Below are 17,845 nucleotides of genomic sequence, written 5' to 3' on the forward strand. Positions count from 1 at the left end.
TCCAGCCTAGGTGCGAAAATGCATCCACGTGGGGACGATTATTCTGAAGGGCATGATGGCAAATAACAGCAAAACAACCAAGCTTGATCGGCAAATCGATGAAAACTTGCGGCGCGTCTACTCGGACCTGTCGGAAGAACCTCTGCCAGATCGTTTCTCTCAGCTTCTCGAAAAACTGCGTCAGCAGGAAGAAGCCAAAACCGGGGCGCCGCAGCCTGAAGGTGACGCGTGACCCAGACCAAGGACCCGAGAGACGAGCTTGTAGAGCATCTTCCCGCCATGCGGGCTTTTGCCATGAGCTTGACACGCAACAGTGCAGCAGCAGACGATCTGGTGCAGGACGCAGTGGTCAAGGCCTGGTCGAACTTTGACAAGTTCAAGACGGGAACCAACCTGCGCGCCTGGTTGTTCACCATCCTGCGCAACACCTATTATTCACTTTATCGCAAGCGCAAGCGCGAGGTCGAAGACCCTGATGGCATCATGGCCGGAAAGCTGTCGGAAAAACCGGCGCATGACGGTCACCTGGCGATGGCCGACTTCCATGTCGCCTTTGCCAAGCTGAGCGACGAACAGCGCGAGGTGCTGATCCTCGTCGGCGCCGAGGGGTTTTCATACGAGGATGCAGCCGAAATGTGCGGCTGCGCGGTCGGCACGATCAAGAGCCGTACTAACCGGGCGCGCAAGCGGCTTGCAGAGCTGATGGAGCTCGATGATGACGACGATTTCGAGATCACGGATGCGGCGACGCTCGCTGTGGTGACCGGGAAACCTGCTGCATGAGTGAAACCAGTTCGCTGGCACGGCGCCGTTTCAAACGGCCCGGGCTGGCCCTTCAGCTTGCCTTTGTATTGAGCCTGGCGATCCTTCCGCTCGGGCTCATTTCCGTTTACCAGACCTACAAGCTCATCGAGGAGCGCCAGAGCCTGTCGGGCTCGGCGCTGCTCGAAGAGACCCAGCAGGCGGTCTCGGTCGCGCGCAACGTGATCAGCGCCGCGGCCAGCACTGCCGAGACGCTGAGCGTCACCATGCCGGTGGTGCGCGAGACGCCAGAGACCTGCGACGCCGTGCTGGCGCGCATCGTGGCGCAGAACCGCGACTTCATCTTCGCCGGCTATGTCGACAATCGTCAGGGGCTGATGTGCAGCTCCGATCCTACCCTCGATCCTGCCGGCATAACCGCGCTCGAGACCGAGCTGCGCAATCCGGCGCCCGGTCTTTTTGTTCGCTCGCTGGGCTTTCTGGCTGGCCGGGCCACGCTGAACGTGACCGTGCCGGTGATGGAATCCGGCGTATTTCGCGGCACGGTCTGGGTTTCGGTGCCGCTGGTCGACCTGAACGCCGCCCTGCGCCGCGCCGCGCCGGATGTCGAGCTGGTGCTGTTCCAGCCCGGCGGCGAGGTTCTGGCCACCGAGGAATTCACCGACGACCGCCGCAGCGTGCTGCCCACCGAAGGTGCTCTGGATGAGCTGGCCCAGCGCGGCCGCCACACCTTCCGGGGCCACAACCGCGCCGGCGACCTGCGCGATTTCGCCGTGGCGCCGATTGTCGAGGATGCGGTCTTTGTGCTGGGCAGCTGGGCGCCGCGCCATCAGGGCCTGCTGGTGACCAATTACGCCGAGACGCTGGCGCTCTATTTCCCGATCTTCATCTGGGTGATTGCCATCGCTGTGGCCTATGTCGGCGTGCATCGTCTGGTGATCCGCCACATCCGCCGACTGCGGTCGTGGATGCGGCTCTATGCCCAAGGCCAGACCGATTTCGCCAATGCCCGGCTCGACAGCCCGCCGCTCGAGGTCGAATATGTTGCCGATGCCTTCCGCGCCATGACCGAACGGCTGAGCGAACAGGACCGGCGGCGGCAGGAGGACCTCGAGGAAAAGACCGTTCTGCTGCGCGAGGTGCACCACCGGGTCAAGAACAACCTGCAGCTCATCGCCTCGATGATGAACATGCAAATCCGCGCCACCTCGAACCCCGGGGCCAAGCATCTGCTGCGGCGGGTGCAGGACCGGGTGATGGCGCTGTCGGCGATCCACCGCTACCTCTACATGGCGCGCAAGCTGTCGATGGTGCGGGCCGACAAGCTGCTCGAGGACATCATCGAACAGCAGGTGGCGCTGGGCTCGCTCGACGAGGCCGGTCACAGCATCGCGGTCTCGACCAAGCTCGACCCGATCGAGATCTCGCCAGACCAGTCGGTGCCGCTGTCGCTGCTGGTGGCCGAGGCCGCGATCAACGCGGTCAAGCATTGCGATGTCGACAAGGACACCCAGGGCGCCTGGATCAACATCGCCCTGCAAGAGACCGTGCCCGGCACGATCCAGCTCAGCGTGGTGAATTCGCGGGTCAAGCACGAGGGCGAGCGCGTCCAGCCAGAGGGCACCGGCCTCGGCTCGCGGCTGATCGAGACCTTTGTCATCCAGCTGAACGGCACGCTCGAGACGGTGCAGGAAGACACCCGGTTCGAACTGCATGTCACCTTCCCGCTGGCCTGGCACAAGGAACCCGACGACTAGGCGGGAAAACTTTCCGACCCGAGCGGGAACCTGCCGAGCGACCCGGGCGTTCGTTCGGCAGGGCATCACCACGGGAAGGGACCCATCATGACAGAGATTACCGGAATTGGCGGCTTCATTCTGCTTGTGCTCGACGTCTGGGCCATCGTCTCGGTCGTGGGCTCGCGCGCCTCGACCGGCAAGAAGGTGCTCTGGGTCCTGCTGATCCTGCTGCTGCCGCTCCTCGGCTTCATCCTCTGGCTCATCTTCGGCCCGAGATCGGCGCGCACGTGACGCGGGCCCCGGCCCGACCCGACAAGAGGCAGCCATGACCGAGCTTACCTGTGACGTGGCCATCATCGGCGCCGGCACCGCCGGGCTGGCCGCGCAGCGCAGCGCCAGCGCCGCCGGCGCCAGCACGTTGCTGATCGATCCGAGCTTCAGCGGCACCACCTGCGCTAGCAACGGCTGCATGCCGTCCAAGGTGCTGATCGCCGCCGCCGACGCCGCCCACGCGGTGCGCGAGGCCGAGGTCTTCGGCATCTCCGCCACGCCCGAGATCGACGGCAAGGCAGTGATGCGCCGGGTGCGGGCGCTGCGCGACCGCTTTGTCGGTGGCGTGAAGGACAGCATCGCCGATTTGCCAAAGAACGTCAGGATCGAGGCTCGCGCGCGGTTTGACGGACCTGACACGCTGCGTCTGGACGACGGTCGCCGGGTGACGGCGCGGGCGGTAGTGATCGCCACCGGCTCTTCCGCCGCGGTGCCCGAGGCCTTCGAGGCGGTGTCCGACCATCTCCTGACCAACGAAAACATCTTCGAGATGGATGACCTGCCCCGGTCGGTCGCCGTGCTGGGCGCCGGTCCCATCGGCATCGAACTGGCCCAGGCCCTGCATCGCCTCGGCGTCGAGGTTGCCGTCTTTGACAAGGGCGACGGCGTCGCCGGGCTGCGAGACAAAGCGGTGAGCGACACCCTGCGCGACCTGCTGGCCGCAGAACTGCCGCTCTATCTCGGCACCGAGCCCGAGGTCACGCCGGCCGAGACGGGCGTCAAGGTCAGCTGGGACGGCCAGAGCCGGCGCTTCGACCGGTTGCTGCTGGCGGTGGGGCGTCCGCCCAACCTCGACGGGCTGGACCTGGAGAAGACCGGCATCGCGCTCGACGATCGCGGCACGCCCGAGTTCGACCCCCAGACCCTGCGCTGCGGCACCTCGGCGATCTTCATCGCCGGCGACGCCAACCAGGACCGGCCGCTGCTGCACGAGGCGTCGCACGAAGGCCGGATCGCCGGCAAGAACGCCGTTACCTGTCCCGAGATCAAGCAATTCACCCGCCTCGTGCCCTTTGTCCTGACGTTTTCGCGGCCCGAGGCGGCGGAGGTCGGCACCATTCCCGAGCCCGACGATCCCGATCACATCTCGGCCGATGCGCCCTATGACGATCAGGGCAAGGCGCGGGTCGAGCACCGCCTGGGCGGGCTCTGCCGGATTTATGCGCGGCGGTCCGACGGGCTGCTGACCGGCGCCAGCCTCTGTGCGCCGGACGGCGGGCACCTGGCGCATCTGCTGGCGCTGGCGCTGGAATGCGGCATGACGGCGAACGACCTGCTGAGCATGCCCTACTACCATCCGACGCTCGAAGAGGGTCTGAAACCGGCGCTGCGCGCGCTTTGCAAGGCCTCTGGCCGCGACGGGCCGAACATCCGCGAGGACGATGCGTTGCAGGGGCTGTAGGCCCCTGCGCGCTACCTAATCCAGGCGTCCATCGGGCCATAGCTGCCGCCGATCGGACCGCGCGGCACCGCCAGCCCGATCAGCAGGAGACCGGCGAGGATGCAGGTCAGATAGGCCATCCAGGTGCCGCCGGTGACCAAGGGCACGAAGATCAGCACCACCCCGATGATCACGTTCAACCCCCGCGCCAACCGCATGACCGAGGCCAGCGCCGTGACCGAGACGGTCAGCGCCAGCGCGCCGCAGATGTGGACCGCCGGGGCGACCGGGCTGTCCCAGCTCAGGTAGAGCGGCGAGAGCATCAGCCAGAGCGCCACGCCGATCGACGCCGCCAGCGACCAGGGCAGGGTGACCCCGCCGGTCAGCATGTCGCGCAGGATGGCGCTGGGCGGGCGCTCGAAGGGTGCGGCGTTCAGGGTGCCGCTGCCCTCGTCGGTGTCACCGGTAAAGAACACCAGCAGCCAGGGCCGACCAGCGCGGTGGCGGCGGATCAGGAACTGGATCGTCGCCACGATCTCGTCGACGGCATAGGGGATCTGCAGAAGCATCGCCCCGGCTGCGATCAGCGCCAGCGTCGAATAGGTGCCGATCACGATCGGCTGGATCATGATGAAGAAGATCGACACCGCGCCCAAGGGCACGATCATCACGCCGAAGAGCACCGTCAGCCAGGGCATCGTCCGCCAGCGCTTGGCCGAGCCGATCAGCCCGACCAGGATCTCCAGCGCATAGGTCAACGCGCCGAGCCCGGCGTCGGGCACCGGCCAGGCCTCTGACACCTCCGAGGTGATGATTTGTTCGGTACCGTTCTTGCCCGGCTCGCTTCCGGCAAAGAACGGCTCCCAGACGCTGTCGATGCTGCCCAGCTGATAGGCCGTCAGGTAGCGCGAGACCAGCAGGCCCACCACCGCCAGCAGGATCACCGGCAGCCGCTGGAACCAGTCCGAGGGCGAATAGCTCCAGCCCTTGGGGATCACCGGCCCGGTCTGCGAGGCCGCGGGCGAAACGCCCGGGGCAGGGGGCAGGCCCAGGGCAAAGCCCACCGCCAGCAAGCCGGTCAGCGTGGCGTTGACATAGGCCGCGCCGTTTTCCGTCCAGAAGACCAGCGGCGCGAACATGATCCAGCAGCCTACGGCGGCGGCGGCAAAGCGCGCATGCGGCCATTGCCAGGACAGCGAGATCAGGCCCAGCAGGCAAAGCGCCAGCCCGGCGATCACGTCGCTGACCGCCAGCCAGCTGTCGCCATAGCCCAGCAGCGGCGGCGAGGTCAGCAGCCAGAGCCCCAGACCGAAGTTGGCCCAATGTGCCCAGAGGTTGGCGCGGTGCTGCCTGCGGTAGTCCTGTTCATGGGCAGCCCGCAATGCTTCGCAATCGGCGCCAGCCTCCCTGGCCGAGCGCAGCCAGACCGGCGTGGTAATGCCGTTGGCGCGGTACCAGTCCACCGGATCGGCCTTGAGCGCCGCCACCATGGGTTTGAGCCCGTCGAGAATGTTGTGCTTCGGCGTCCAGTCCAGCAGCTCCTGCGCGCGCGAGATGTCGAGCGCGTAGTGATCCGATGAGAGCTCGATCATGAACGGCCGGATGAAGGGCTTTTCACCTTCGTCGAGCGCATCGGGAATCGGCTTTTCCGCCGCGACCTCGACCTTGGCCCCCAGCTTGGCGATCGGCTTGGGCAGCGTCAGCGTGCGCCAAGTGTCCTCGCCGTGGATCAGCCCGCCGATCTCGTCCTGCAGCCGCGCGTAGCTTACCGCGTCGGGCTCGCCGGCCAGCACAACCTCGACGCCCTCGATCCGGTCGCGCCGGTCGACGGCCTTGGCAAAGAGATCGAGCATGTCATCGAGATGGATGAAGGCCTGCCCGGCCTGGGTGTCGCCGGCATAGACATGCGACTTGACGTGGCGCTCGTAAATTCGCGCGATCTGATGGCTCAGCGTCGGCACCGCGGTCTTGTCGTCATAAAGCCCCGCCAAGTGCAGCAGCAGCACCGACATGCCGGGGTTGGTCTTCGGCGCGAGATCGCGGATCAGTGCTTCGGTCTCGGCCTTGGACTTGGGATAGGCCCAGCCGGGGGCCAACGGCGTGGCCTCGGAGATGCGTTCGCCGGGTCGGCCGGGGGCGTGCACCAGCATGGTGCCGGCATAGATGAAATGCGCGACCTCGAGCCCCTCCAACCCCTTGAGAAGGTTGCGCGTCCCCTGAACGTTGACCTTGTCGTACATCGGGCTTTCGCGGCCGGAAAAGTCGAAATAGGCGGCGAGGTGAATCACCGCCGCCAGCCTGCCGCCACTGGCCTCACGCACCTGCTCCATGGCCTGCAGAACCGACCCCTCGTCGGTGATGTCGAAGCCGAAGATGTGTTCGCCCTCGGCATTGTCGGGCAGGTCGAGGCCCAGCACGTTGTAGCGATCCGAGAGCTTCTCGGTCAGGGCGCGGCCGATGCGGCCGGCGGCACCGGTGATCAGGACGGTCGGTTTGTCGGGCTCGGTCACGGCTACTCCCCTCGGCCTTTGGTTGTGCTGCGCGTCACCGGGCCAACGCCCCGCCAAGGGCTCTGTTCCCCCTGAAAGGGGGCCGGGCGAGGGAACCGGCGGGCGCGGGGGCGCGTTGGCCCGGTGAAAGGAGAGACCCATGGACAGTCTGATGCTGATTTCGACCATGCTGACGGCGACGCTCTTTGTCACCGCCGTCATGATCCCGGCCAAGGTCCGCCAGAACGGCGGCCGGTAATCTCTGACCGGAGACCGTGACAGGGCGCTTGTCCGGCAAGCGGCCTCCGGCTATCCGCGCGACAGGCGCGTGATCTGGTACAACCTCGAACATTTCAGGAGGCCCTCATGACCTTTCAGCACAAGCTCAGCCCGTCGCGGGGCAAGGGGAGCCCCGACGTGATCGGATTTTACGAACCCGACACCGGCAGTTGCCAATACATCTGCATCGATCCCGCCACCAAGAAGGCGGCGCTGATCGACATCGTGCAGGAGTTCGACCCGGAAAACGCCAGCACCCGGTTCGACAGCGCGGAATGGGCGCTCAAGCAGATCAAGGAGCGCGAGATGTCGCTCGAATGGATCCTCGACACCCATCCCCATGCCGACCACCTGATGGCGGCTTATTTTCTGGCGCAGAAGACCGGCGCGCCGATGGCAATCGGCGACAAGGTGCACGAGATCGCCGAGCTCTGGGCCGATCTCTACAACCTACCCGATGCCTTCCACCCCGAGCGCGATTTCGACCGGCTGTTTGCCGATGGCGAGACGTTCAAGCTGGGCGAGCTGGACTGCAAGGTGCTGCTGTCGACCGGCCATACGCTCGGCTCGATCAGCTACGTGATCGGCGACGCGATCTTTGCGCATGACACCTTCATGATGCCAGACGCCGGCACTGCGCGATGCGATTTTCCCGGCGGCTCGGCCTCCGAGCTCTATGACACGCTGATGCGCCTGCTCGACCATCCCGACGATCACCGGATCTTCATCGGTCATGACTACGGCAGTGACGACCGCGAAGAGCCGGCCTGGGAAAGCACGGTCAAGGAGCAGCGCGAAGACAACATCCACATCGGTGGCGGCGTCTCGAAGCAGGAATATGTCAAGAAGCGCGAAGAGCGTGATGCCACGCTATCGCTGCCCGAACGGATGCTGCACGCACTGCAGGTCAACCTGCGCGGCGGTCGGCTGCCGCCCGCCGAGGATGACGGCAACGTCTATTTCAAGATCCCGGCCAACCGGCTGTAACCAGACGCGCTTTCCAAAAGAATGACGCACCGGGGGCCCTCCCAGGCCTCCGGTCCAGTCCTGCGTCACCGATCCGCCCGGCGCGACCGGGCAGAAAGGTGACAAACCCCTGATACAGCGCGAGATCAAGGAACCTTTTCACTTCGGGCTGCGTTGGGAATTCAGAGGGTCGAAGGGCCGCTAACCTCAAAGGGAGACTACAAAATGCACAATATCATCTACATCGTTGGTCTGGTCGTGATCGTTCTGGCAATCGTGGGCTTTGTCCTCTGAGCCAGTCGATGTGACATCGGCGCATGGCGCGGGCCAAGGCTCCGCCGCTTGCAGAACCGCTGATCTTTCAGCCCCTGCGCGCCAAACACGTCTTTAGGTAGCAAGACCACGTCGGACCAGTGACACCCTCATCGGTGTCCGGTGGGATGAGGCTTGTTGTGTGTTCGGGGAAGGTTATGAGAGCCAAGGAAGACATTGTCGAAATGATCCCGGCTCTTCGGGCTTACGCCTGGGTGTTGACGCGCCGCCACGAGGATGTGGACGACCTGGTTCAGGACACGCTTGTGAAAGCGATCGACAAGTTCGATCAATATCAGTCGGGCACCAATCTGCGTGCCTGGCTGATGACCATCATGCGCAATACGTTTCTCAATGGTGCCAAGCGCTCGGCCCGGATGCAGACCGGGGCCGAGGATTGCATTGCCGACACGATCTCGGTGCCCGCCACCCAGGAATGGACCCTGCGCGGACACGAGATGATGGACAAGGTCGCCGAATTGCCCGACCACTACCGAGAGACATTGATCCTTGTGGTAATGCTGGGTGAAAGCTACGAGACGGCGGCGAAAATCTGCGATGTCGAGGTCGGCACGGTGAAAAGCCGGGTCAACCGCGCCCGCAAGATGCTGATGGAAGCGCTGGAAGGCAACGAGCCCGACGGCGTCGAACGCCCCAGGAAATAATCTGGCAAGGCTCAGTCAGAGCTCTTGGCACTGCGTTCGCGCAGCATCCGCTGCAGCTCGCGCGCCAGTTCGACCAGACGCTCGGGGGTTTCTTCCGACTGGAATTCCTCGAGCTTGCGGCGCAATTCCGCATCAAGCGCGGCGTCGTCCTCGGGCAGGTTGTCACGTTGTGTCATTGCATGCCCTTTGGCGGTGCGAAATGCGACGGTTTGCGTCTGCTAGCCCCGCCACCCGGTAAATGTCAATTCACGGTAGCCGCCAGTGCCGCAGGGCACAAGCAATCCGCCCGTTTGCCGGGCGTTGACGGACCTCACGCGGTGCCGTGGTCACACTGGACGGATTTTCAAGGGATTGGCTGGCGGCGCGGATTCGCACCGCGGAAAAAAGCCTGGCTGGCGCGGTTCACGCCAGCCAGGAATAGCCCGCCCGAGAAGGGCATCAAAGGACGGGCTTATCTGTCGCCGCCAAGGGACAAGGAGCGGCCGGACAGATATCGGGGCAGGACGGCACGAGGGTGCCGCCCCGCCGGTAACTCACAGTGACCGGGGCTGGATGCGCAGGTTGTTCTGCACGTGGGTCACGCCGCTGACGTGATCGCAGCAATCTTCCGCCATGCGCTTGGCGCGGCGGCTGTCGACGGTGCCGTTCAGGGTCACTTCGCGGTCCTTCACCGTCACCTCGATTTCGGAGGCATCGACGCCGGGGTGATCGGTCAGGCGGTCGTTCACGTCTTCCTCGATGCGTGCGTCAGAGCGTGCATAGCCTTTCGGCCCGCGGCCCCGGTGGTCGGCCTCGCGCCGCGCCTCGGCGGCGTTGTCGCCGAACCACGAGGCGATCTCGTCGCCGGCCTTGTCCATGAAGTCCCGCTCGTGATGATCCTGCCGGCCATAATAGCGCCGGTCGGCGGCCTCGGGGGCAGCATGCGGGTCGTAGCCGGTGCCACGGCGCATCGGCGGCATGAAGGGGGCGGCGTACATCTGCGGCGCCATGGCGGCCATGCCATAGCCCGGCGGCACCCACCAGCCTTCGGCGCCGCGGGCATAGGGATCGCGGTCGTCGCGGCGGGAATGGTTGCGGCGGTAGAGCTCGTCGCGCGCTTCCTGCTCGGTCATGTCAGTGTCGTGTCTTGCCATAACTTCGCTCCTTTCGGATTGTCGTGCCCGCCAAAGCAACAGGGCGTCTGGCGGGGCAGGTTCCGAGGAAACAGATGGCAGGGCGCTTTGTTCCTGATAGTCTTTTCCGGCGTCAGGCGGCGCCGAAGGCCAGTGTCAGCACAAGGCCGAACATCACCATCAGGCCGGCCAGCATGGCCGGACGCCAGTTCAGCTGCCGCACCTGGCGTTGGCGCAGCGGCGGGCGGCGTCTGACAGGCCTGGCGCGGCTCAGCTCGACCGCTTCGGCATAGCGCACCTGGGCGCGGGTCGGCGGATGGCCGGCGGCCTCGTCATCGGTGCCCAGTGGTGCGGCGGCCGGATCGGGAAAGGCCACCTTGTCGCCGGCGCCGCCATGATCGATGGCGTGGCGCAGGCGGGCGGCCCCGGCGGCATCCGCGCGGGCGCTCTTATCGCTCATTGTTCTGTCGAAATGTGCCATGCCGCACCTCTGCCAGTGATGAATGGGTCCGCCATGTCAACGTGCAAGCGCGCGCAATGTTCCCGCGCGCGACGGAACAAGCACCTGCCCGGGCGGGTTCCCCTGACATGTCCCAGGCCGCACCCCTCCGCCCGCCTCGCTCCGTCGCGCCAGCGTCGGCCCGCCCCTCGCGGGGGGCGCTCTCATGGCGATGACGCAGCCACCCCGCCGCTCGGGCCGGGCGAAACCCTTTCTCGTCGGGCTGAGCCTGCTGGCCATGGTGCTGTTCTGCGTCGTGCTCTGGCAGCTTCGCGCGATCGTGCTTCTGGGCTTCGGTGCAATCCTCTCGGCCATCCTGCTGAACGCCGCCGCCTGGTGCCTGCGCCAGGTGCTGCCGCTGGGCCAGATCGCCGCCGTGGCGCTGAGCGTGGCGCTGCTGGTCCTGATCGGGGTCGGGGCCTTCCTGCTGCTCGGTGCTCAGATCGTCAGCGGGCTTATGGAGATCCGCACCCAGCTGCCCGAGGTGCTGCGCACCATCGACGGCTATATCGACCTCGGCGACGTGGAATCCTGGATCGGCGAAAAGATGGAAGGCCCGATGGAGATGGGCCCGGTATTTGCCGGGCTGACCAACGTCACCTCTGTCCTGATTGCCGTCGGCACCGGCATCGCGCTGGTCTGCGTCGGCGGCATCTACCTCGCGCTGAACCCCGAGGGCTATCGCGAGGGCGCTCTGGCGATGATCCCCGCGCACCTGAGACCGCGGTCGCGCGAAGTCATGGCGGTGCTGGGCCGGGCGTTGCGCGCCTGGCTGGTGGGACAGCTGGTGGCGATGTTCGCGGTCTTCGTGATGACGACGGCGGGGCTCTGGATGCTGGGCGTGCAGACGCCCGTCGCGCTGGGCGCGATTGCGGGCCTGCTGGAGTTTGTACCCTACGTCGGCCCGGTGGCCAGCGCCGTGCCGGCGGTGGCGGTGGGGCTGATGGACGGGCCCACGACGGCGCTCTGGGTGCTGCTGCTCTACCTCGCGGTGCAGCAGATCGAAGGCGCCCTGCTGATCCCGCTGATCCAGCGCGAGGTCGTCGACCTGCCGCCGGCCGTCACGGTGTTCTCGATCGTCGCGCTGGGCGTATTGCTGGGGCCACTGGGGGTGATCATGGCCGCGCCGCTGACCGTGGTCGGCGTTGTGCTGGCGCGAGAGCTCTGGTGCCCGTGGATGAGCGGCGACGACTGTGACACGGACGTCGAGGCCTAATCCTCCGAGGCCCAGTCGTGCAGCCTGTCGATCACGCCGTCGCTCAGCGACTGCAGCTCGTCCTGCAATGCCACGGCGGGGCAGGGCTGTTTCAGCCGTGCCGGGATATCCGCCAGCGAAAACACGTTGGCGCCCTCCAGCGTCTCCAGTTCCTCCCAGGACACCGGCACCGCCACCGGAGCGCCCTTGCGCGCGCGCAGCGAATAGGGGGCCACGGCAGTCGCGCCACGCTCGTTGCGCAGCCAGTCGATGAAAATCCGCCCCTTGCGCTTGGATTTCGACATGGTGGCGGTGTAGCGGTCTGGCGCCTTCTCGGCCATCACATGGGCAAAGGTCTTGGAGAACAGCTTGACCGTATCCCAACCCCGCGTGCGCCTGAGCGGCATCCAGACGTGCACGCCCTTGCCGCCGGTCACCATGGCGCCGGAGGCCAGGCCGAGGTCCTGCAGCCGCGCGCGGAGCTCGAAGGCGGCGTCGCGCACATCCTCCCAGGCCAGACCCTCGTCGGGGTCGAGGTCGAAGACCAGCCGGTCGGGCCGATCCAGCCGGTCGGTGCGTGCGCCCCAGATGTGGAATTCGACCGTGCCCATCTGCGCCGCAGCAATCAGGCTCTCTGGCCGGGTGGCATAGAGGTAGTCCTCGGTCTTGCCGTCGCTTTCCTCGATCTCGATGCGCGCCACCGCGTCCGGCAGGGTGCCGGCGTGTTTCTGGAATAAACAGGCCTCGCCCAGGCCGCCGGGGCAGCGATAGAGCGACAGCGGCCGATGCGACATCAGCGCCATCATCCGCTCGCCGACCCGGGCGTAATGCTCCGCGATATCGAGCTTGGTGCAACCCGCATCGGGAAAGACCTGCCGGTCGGCGCTGGTGATCTTCTGGCCCAGAACCATCTGTTCCACGGCGCTCTCCTTTCCGGTCTCAAGCTGCACCTCGTCCGGTGTCTTGTCCTCTCGCAGCCCCTGAAAGCTGCCGTGGCGCACATGGCCATCGGCGGTGAATTCGGTGAACTCGACCTCGGCCACCAGGGCCGGGGTGACCCAGTGGGCGTCTCTCGCCACATCCTTCGGCACCTCGACAAAAGGCGGGGTCTTGCGCGGCTTCATCGCCTTCGACAGCGTTTCGAAATCCGCCTCGTTGAATCCGGTGCCGATGCGCCCGCGATAGCGCAGCTTGCCGTCTTCGTGAGAGCCCACCAGCAGCGAGGCAAAGGGCCGGCCGGGCTTGTCCGAGGGGTTGAAGCCGCCGATCACGAACTCCTGCCGGCGCGAACACTTGATCTTGCGCCAGGCCTTGGTGCGGCTGCCGCGATAGGGCGCGTCGCGGCGCTTCGAGATGATCCCCTCGGCGCCACCTTCGCAGGCCTGGGCAAAGACCTCCGGCCCGTGGCCCACAACATGCTCGCTCATCCTGAGCGCGCCATCCTTGGGCAATCCGGCCAGCAACACTGCCAGCTCGTCGCGGCGTTCTTCCTGGGGCGCCTTGGTCAGGTCCTTGCCATCCAGCGACAGCAGGTCGAAGGCGATGAAGACCAGATCGCCGCCCTCCGACAGCGCGCGCTGCAGCGAGGAAAAGGCCGAGCCCTCGATCCGCGCCGCCATCACCTCGCCGTCGATCAGCGCGCTGTCGCAGGGCAGGGTGTCAAAGGCATCGGCCAACGGTCCGTAGCGGTCGGTCCAGTCCTTGCCGGATCGGGTGTAGAACCGCGTGCCGCCCTTGCCCAGTGCGGCCAGCGTGCGGTAGCCGTCGAACTTGATCTCGTGGGACCAGTCGTCGCCCTCGGGCGCCTGTTTGTAGAGCGCGGCGAGCTGCACGTCGCGAAAGGCCGGGGCCTTCTTCTTGCGCGGTCGCGCGGCGGGTTTCTCCAGCCCTTCGGCGATTTCCTCCATGCTGCGCCCGGTGCTGATCGAGGTGATGAAATCGCGGGTCAGCGCATCGGCATCCTCGCCCGCCAGGTTATCGCGCTCCTTGATCAGCAGCCAGTTTTCACGCTTTTCTTTGGTGCGCATCCGCACCAGCGCCCAGGCGCCCTGCATCCGCTGGCCGTCGAGGGTGAACTTCAGCTTGCCGCTCTTCAGCCCCTTGGGAACGTCGCCCTCGGGCGTCCATGTGCCGTTGTCCCAGAGCATCACCGTACCGCCGCCATATTGGCCCTTCGGAATGGTGCCCTCGAACGTAGCGTAGTCCAGCGGGTGATCCTCGGTCCGCACCGCTAGGCGCTTTTCGCCGGGGTCGAGGCTCGGGCCCTTGGTGACCGCCCAGCTCAGCAGCACGCCCTCCCATTCCAGCCGGAAATCATAGTGCAGCCGGGTGGCGTCATGCTTCTGCACCACGAAACCCAGCTTGCCGTCGGGCCGCGTGCCTGTGCCGCCGCGCGGCTCCTGCGTCTGGTCGAAGTCGCGCTTGGAGATGTAGTCTGAGAGCTTTTCCGGGGCCTCGGCCATCTAGGACGCCTTCTTCTTGCGCGACCCCTTCTTCTCGGCGGTCTTCAGGCTTTCCTTCAGCGCCGCCATCAGGTCGACCACGTTCTCGCCCCGGCCTTCCTTTTCGTCGCCGGTGGTCACCCGCGGGGTCTTCTTGTTCTTCTGCTTGGCCTCGAGCAGATCGCGCAGCGCCTCGGCGTAGCTGTCGGTGTAGCTCGAGGCGTCGAACGGCGCGGTCTTGCGGTCGATCAGCGAGGTCGCGACCTCGAGCAGCTCCTTGTCGGCCTTGGCGTCCTCGATCTGGGAAAACATCGGCTCAGCATCGCGCAGCTCGTCTGCATAATGAAGGGTTTCCAGGAGGATGCCGTCACCGCAGGGGCGCACGGCGGCAAGGTATTCCTTGCCCCGCATGGTCAACTGGCCGAGCCCCGCCTTGCCCGACTGGCGCAGCGCATCGCGCACCACGCGATAGGCGTCCTGCGCCAGCTCGTCGGACGGGACGAGGTAGTAGGGCTTGTCGAAATGGATCGGCGGGATTTCCGACATGTCGACGAATTGCACCAGCTCCAGTGTCTTCTTCGTCTCGAGCTTGATGGCGTCGAGCTCCTCGGGATCGAGCAGGATGTATTCGTCGTCGCCCACTTCGTAGCCCTTGACGATCTCGTCACTGTCGACCGGGCCGATGCCGGGCACCGACTTCTCGTAGCGGATGCGCTTGCCAGAGGGCTTGTGGATTTGACGAAAGGAGATCCTGGCGGCGCTGCGGGTGGCGGAATAGAGCTCGACCGGGATCGACACCAGCGACAGCCGCAACTGGCCTTTCCAGAGGGCGCGGGGGGCCATGGTCAGGCCCTCCTTGCGGGGCAGGGGGGAACGGAACGCAGGTAAGTCATTGGCCGGACTCCTTTCCTTGCTCAACCGGAACGCTCACGTGATTGTTCCGCGAGGCGCGCGTATTTGAAAAAGAGAAGAAGCGGCAGGGTCTTCTTCTCTTTGGCAAATACGCCAGACCGCCCGTTGCGCTTCGACCGGGTTGAAAGGAAGCGGGACCCGTGGATCAGGCCTCGAGAAAGGCAATCAGCTGCGCCTCTCCGGCGCGCAGCCCGGCGATCTCCTTTTCTGGCAGTTTTGACAACTGCCTTTCACGCACTTCGGGCTCCAGCCGTGCCAGATCGAGCACCTCCGGGTGAATGTAGCTCGATTTGGCAATCGCCGGCGTGTTGGACAGCGCTTCGGCGGCAACCTCGGTCATCTCGGTAATGGTCAGCGGGCCGGGGCGCAGGGCGAGGGCAAAGGCCGCGCGGGTGCCGTTCCAGGTGCGGAAGGTCTTGGCGGTCACACCCTCGCCGCAGATCTCGGCGATGGCGGCGTTCACATGGTCCGATCGGACATTGCGCGGGGTGCCGTCGTCGCCGGTCCAGGTGGCCAGTTCGGCGCCGGGCAGGTCGTGGATGCGCGCCAGCGCCCGCTGCAGGGCGGCACCGCGCAGGGTCTGTTCGACCCGCGTGCCGCCCTTGGCGCGAAAGCGGATCGCGACGTGATCGCTGGCGATGGTGACGTGGCGGGCCTTGAGCGTGGTGGCGCCGAAGGTGCGGTTCTCACGTGTATAGGCCGGGTTGCCGACGCGGATCGAGGCGCGGTCGATCAGCGCCAGCACCGCCGCCACCGCCAGCTCCTGCGATCCCGCCTCGGCCTTGAGTGACCGCGCGATGAAGCCGCGCAGCCGTGGCAGCGCATGGCCGAAGCTCGCCAGCTGGTCGAACTTGCTGGCGGCGCGATGGGCGGCCCAGTTTTCGTGGTAGCGGTACTGCTTGCGGCCCTTGGCATCGCGGCCGGTGGCCAGCAGGTGGCCGTTCTCATGCGGGGTGATCCAGACGTCGCGATAGGCCGGCGGCACCGCCAGCGCAGCCAGCCTGGCGCGCTCGGCCCCGGCGCGGATCAGCGTGCCGCAGGGCGCGTAATAGGCAAAGCCCCGGCCGGCGCGGCGGCGGGTGATGCCGGGCTGGCTGTCGGGATAGTAGATCAGCCCCGGCACGCGGACCGCCGCCGGCGCGCGGACCCCGCCGCCATCAGCCATGCTGTTTCAGATGTGTCAGGGATGCCATCCACACGCCTCCCGCGCCGGTGTGACCTCGATTGCGGAGACAATGCGTGACGGTGGCCTGAGGTTCCCTTGGGCGCGCGCAGGCGCCCCGCCTGTCAGAACATGTCGTCCGGCAGGATCGGCAGGAACCGCGAGAACCGCCGCACCCTTTCAAGCGGATAGGGCACGGCAAACCCCTTGCGCTCGGTCGGCGGCAGATCGGCGTTGGCGGCGGCGGCCGCGCGCCAGGTGGCGGCGCGGGTGATGTCGTCTTCGGTCCCGCCCAGCCAGATCTGCGCGAGCTCTTGTCGCATCGCCGCAATGGTATCCGTGTCGTGAAAGCGGATCGAAGCCTCTGTGTCCCAGCGCAGGGACCGGCCGTTGAGGTTGGCCGAGCCGACGATGCCGGTGTGATCGTCGACCAGCATCACCTTGGAATGCACATAGACCGGCCCGGCGCCATGAATGGCGAGGGTCTTTTCATTGGCGGGACGCGGCTGGGCCGGGGCGATGACGGCGCAGCGCTCGCCATAGGCCGCGTCGATGCGTTCCAGCGCCCTCGTCTGAAGCGCATGGGCGTGGCGCGCGTCCCAGCCCCTGTCGCCGTCAAACAGCACCCGGTCGGCAAAGGCCGGCAGGATGATCACCAGATCGAGCTCGGGGTGTCTGGCGGCCTCGACGAGGGCATCGGCCACGGGCTTGTGCCGCAGGAACTGGGTCTCGATATAGAGGCTGTCGCGGGCGCTTCGGATCGCCTCGAGGGTGCCGTCCTCGATCTCGCGTACCTCGGTCCGGGGGCTGAGCCGGCTGACGCCCGGGCAGGGGGTCGACATGGTGCGGAGCAGCACGGGGCTTTGCGGTGTGTCGGGCGCGTTCCCGGGCTCTTCCATCCGGGTGGCGCTGCTGCCTTCGGGCGCCGCGCCGCATTCGAGAGAGCGGTTCCAGCAATCGACGAAATGGCGCAGCAACGGGCCGCAGAAATCGCCGTCGACCGCCATCGAAACGTCGTGCCAGGTCTCTTCCGGCGGCAGGTCATGGCCCGGCGTGTCGTAGCGACGGTCGTTGATGTCGAGCCCGCCGATCATGCCGCGGCAGGCGTCGGCCACGGCGAATTTCTGGTGCAGGGTCACCGGTCGCAGATGCGCCACGCCCTTGAGCGCGGCCTTTTCCACCGGGGTCAGGCCGGTCTCGTCCTCCTGCTTCAGCTCGGCGATGCGTTTGCTGAGCGTGCCGCGCATCAGCAGCCGCCAGATCCAGCCGGCGACCTGACCATGCGGCGCGCAGAGCACCTGGACATCGCCCTCGACCGCCTCGCGGACATGGTTGGCCGAGCGCCAGGCCAGCCGGTGCAGATCAGGCGTGAAGAAGGGATCGAAATCTGCCAGCAACAGCCGCAGCTTGACGCCGCGCGCGGTGGTTTCCGACAGCAGGTCGGCCCAGGTCTCGAGCCCGCGAGACCGCGGCCCCTCGCCATGCAGACGGGTCGCCGGATCGAAGATCCGGAACGACATGTGAAGCGTCTCTTCCGCCCCCTCCGCCAGCTGTTCGAGCGCCGGAAACCCCTGGGCGGCAGTGATCAGCGGGCGTAACAT

16 protein-coding genes are annotated in these 17,845 nt (G+C 66.3%); 8 read left to right on the forward strand and 8 right to left on the reverse strand.

Annotated features, from left to right (window positions below; all coding sequences use genetic code 11):
* Window positions 1–28 precede the first annotated feature (28 nt).
* The 5 genes from ACN0SE_RS18470 to ACN0SE_RS18490 all read left to right on the forward strand — a co-directional run bounded on the left by ACN0SE_RS18470 (window position 29) and on the right by ACN0SE_RS18490 (window position 4,233).
* Complete coding sequence (locus ACN0SE_RS18470) at window positions 29–232, forward strand: NepR family anti-sigma factor (RefSeq protein WP_417526004.1); 204 nt, start codon at window positions 29–31, stop codon at window positions 230–232.
* Complete coding sequence (locus ACN0SE_RS18475; RefSeq protein WP_417526005.1) at window positions 229–783, forward strand: RNA polymerase sigma factor; 555 nt, start codon at window positions 229–231, stop codon at window positions 781–783. The genes ACN0SE_RS18470 and ACN0SE_RS18475 overlap by 4 nt, the downstream gene beginning before the upstream one ends.
* Window positions 780–2,519: a sensor histidine kinase gene (locus ACN0SE_RS18480; protein ID WP_417526006.1), complete on the forward strand. Its 1,740-nt coding sequence runs from the start codon at window positions 780–782 to the stop codon at window positions 2,517–2,519. Before ACN0SE_RS18475 ends, ACN0SE_RS18480 begins: the two co-directional genes overlap by 4 nt.
* 87 nt (window positions 2,520–2,606) lie before the next feature.
* Window positions 2,607–2,792 carry a PLDc N-terminal domain-containing protein gene (locus ACN0SE_RS18485; RefSeq protein WP_417526007.1) on the forward strand — a complete coding sequence of 62 codons (186 nt, stop codon included), beginning with the start codon at window positions 2,607–2,609 and terminating at the stop codon, window positions 2,790–2,792.
* 34 nt (window positions 2,793–2,826) lie between these two features.
* Window positions 2,827–4,233 (forward strand): dihydrolipoyl dehydrogenase, encoded by a 1,407-nt coding sequence (locus tag ACN0SE_RS18490; protein WP_417526008.1) that lies wholly within the window; start codon window positions 2,827–2,829, stop codon window positions 4,231–4,233.
* 11 nt (window positions 4,234–4,244) lie between these two features.
* On the opposite strand, the gene ACN0SE_RS18495 is transcribed toward ACN0SE_RS18490, so the two are convergent.
* Window positions 4,245–6,722 carry an NAD-dependent epimerase/dehydratase family protein gene (locus ACN0SE_RS18495; protein ID WP_417526009.1) on the reverse strand — a complete coding sequence of 826 codons (2,478 nt, stop codon included), beginning with the start codon at window positions 6,720–6,722 and terminating at the stop codon, window positions 4,245–4,247.
* A 345-nt stretch (window positions 6,723–7,067) separates the two neighbouring features.
* Here ACN0SE_RS18495 and ACN0SE_RS18500 point away from each other — a divergent pair, with 345 nt between their 5' ends.
* Together ACN0SE_RS18500 and ACN0SE_RS18505 are read left to right on the forward strand one after the other, a co-directional pair.
* Window positions 7,068–7,967 (forward strand): MBL fold metallo-hydrolase, encoded by a 900-nt coding sequence (locus ACN0SE_RS18500; protein WP_417526010.1) that lies wholly within the window; start codon window positions 7,068–7,070, stop codon window positions 7,965–7,967.
* 476 nt (window positions 7,968–8,443) lie between these two features.
* Window positions 8,444–8,923, forward strand: a complete 480-nt coding sequence (locus ACN0SE_RS18505; protein ID WP_417526011.1) for a sigma-70 family RNA polymerase sigma factor — start codon at window positions 8,444–8,446, stop codon at window positions 8,921–8,923.
* An 11-nt stretch (window positions 8,924–8,934) separates the two neighbouring features.
* On the opposite strand, the gene ACN0SE_RS18510 is transcribed toward ACN0SE_RS18505, so the two are convergent.
* The 3 genes from ACN0SE_RS18510 to ACN0SE_RS18520 form a co-directional block, all read right to left on the reverse strand.
* A complete protein-coding gene (locus tag ACN0SE_RS18510) occupies window positions 8,935–9,099 on the reverse strand; it encodes a hypothetical protein (RefSeq protein ID WP_417526012.1) in 165 nt (54 codons plus the stop codon).
* 357 nt (window positions 9,100–9,456) lie between these two features.
* On the reverse strand, window positions 9,457–10,056 hold the full coding sequence (locus tag ACN0SE_RS18515) for a BON domain-containing protein (protein WP_417526013.1): 600 nt from the start codon (window positions 10,054–10,056) through the stop codon (window positions 9,457–9,459).
* Between the two features lie 112 nt (window positions 10,057–10,168).
* Complete coding sequence (locus ACN0SE_RS18520; RefSeq protein ID WP_417526014.1) at window positions 10,169–10,495, reverse strand: hypothetical protein; 327 nt, start codon at window positions 10,493–10,495, stop codon at window positions 10,169–10,171.
* A gap of 205 nt (window positions 10,496–10,700) precedes the next feature.
* On the opposite strand from ACN0SE_RS18520, the gene ACN0SE_RS18525 reads away from it, so the two are divergent.
* On the forward strand, window positions 10,701–11,750 hold the full coding sequence (locus ACN0SE_RS18525; protein WP_417526015.1) for an AI-2E family transporter: 1,050 nt from the start codon (window positions 10,701–10,703) through the stop codon (window positions 11,748–11,750).
* Here ACN0SE_RS18525 and ligD read toward each other — a convergent pair.
* The 4 genes from ligD to ACN0SE_RS18545 all read right to left on the reverse strand — a co-directional run bounded on the left by ligD (window position 11,747) and on the right by ACN0SE_RS18545 (window position 17,845).
* Window positions 11,747–14,191, reverse strand: a complete 2,445-nt coding sequence (gene ligD, locus ACN0SE_RS18530; RefSeq protein ID WP_417526016.1) for a DNA ligase D — start codon at window positions 14,189–14,191, stop codon at window positions 11,747–11,749. The genes ACN0SE_RS18525 and ligD overlap by 4 nt on opposite strands.
* Window positions 14,192–15,013 (reverse strand): Ku protein, encoded by an 822-nt coding sequence (locus ACN0SE_RS18535; RefSeq protein WP_417526017.1) that lies wholly within the window; start codon window positions 15,011–15,013, stop codon window positions 14,192–14,194. It lies immediately after the preceding gene.
* Window positions 15,014–15,227: 214 nt separating this feature from the next.
* Window positions 15,228–16,247, reverse strand: coding sequence for a DNA topoisomerase IB (locus ACN0SE_RS18540; protein ID WP_417526018.1), 1,020 nt, complete (start codon window positions 16,245–16,247; stop codon window positions 15,228–15,230).
* A gap of 122 nt (window positions 16,248–16,369) precedes the next feature.
* Window positions 16,370–17,845 carry a phospholipase D family protein gene (locus tag ACN0SE_RS18545; RefSeq protein ID WP_417526019.1) on the reverse strand — a complete coding sequence of 492 codons (1,476 nt, stop codon included), beginning with the start codon at window positions 17,843–17,845 and terminating at the stop codon, window positions 16,370–16,372.

It is taken from the genome of Marinovum sp. (assembly GCF_048263515.1).
GTDB lineage: Bacteria > Pseudomonadota > Alphaproteobacteria > Rhodobacterales > Rhodobacteraceae > Marinovum.